This window comes from Methanobrevibacter curvatus (assembly GCF_001639295.1).
Lineage (GTDB): Archaea > Methanobacteriota > Methanobacteria > Methanobacteriales > Methanobacteriaceae > Methanoflexus > Methanoflexus curvatus.
Genome location: NZ_LWMV01000108.1, coordinates 1 through 1,005, shown reverse-complemented (window position 1 = coordinate 1,005; position 1,005 = coordinate 1). Strand labels below are relative to the sequence as shown.

At 31.0% G+C, this 1,005-nt stretch carries 1 protein-coding gene; it reads right to left on the bottom strand.

Annotation, left to right across the window (positions count from 1 at the left end; all coding sequences use genetic code 11):
• Positions 1–1,005: DUF11 domain-containing protein (locus MBCUR_RS02905; protein ID WP_157077602.1), on the bottom strand; the 1,005-nt coding region annotated here is incomplete at both ends.

The window sequence follows — 1,005 nt, the reverse complement described above, 5'->3', positions numbered from 1 at the left end:
TTACCAGTATTATTCTGATCAACACTACTAACATTAGCAACATTCACAATATTACCAGTACCATTAAGTTTTACAAGAATATCTAAAACAATACTCTCACCATTAGCTAAAGCACCAATATTCCAAACACCAGTACCAGGAACATAATAAGTAGACCTTGGAGATGTACTATTAATGTATATTAATCTACTATCTAATCTATCAGTAATAATTAAACCAGTAGCACTATCAGGACCATAATTAGTCACATTAATAGTATACAATATATAAGCACCATTAACAACATTGCCAGAAACATTAGACTTTTTAACAATGCTAATATTCACAGCAGTAACCACAGTAATATTAGTATTATTACCAGGAGTACTACTATTATTTCCAGTATTATTCTGATCAACATTAGTAACATTTGCAACATTCACAATATTACCAGTACCATTCAAACGAACAAGAATATCTAAAACAATACTCTCACCATTAGCTAAAGCACCAATATTCCAAACACCAGTACCAGGAACATAATAAGTAGACCTTGGAGAACTACTATTAATATAAATCAACCTACTATCTAATCTATCAGTAATAACTAAGCCAGTAGCACCATCAGGACCAAAATTAGTCACATTAATAGTATACAATATATAAGCACCATTAACAACATTACCAGAAACATTAGACTTTTTAACAATGCTAATATTCACAGCAGTAACCACAGTAATATTAGTATTATTACCAGGAACGCTACTGTTATTACCAGTATTATTCTGATCAACACTACTAAGATTTGCAACATTCACAATATTACCAGTACCATTCAAACGAACAAGAATATCCAAAACAATACTCTCACCATTAGCCAAAGCACCAATATTCCAAACACCAGTACCAGGAACATAATAAGTAGACCTTGGAGATGTACTATTAATGTATATTAATCTACTATCTAATCTATCAGTAATAATTAAACCAGTAGCACCATCAGGACCATAATTAGTCACATTAATA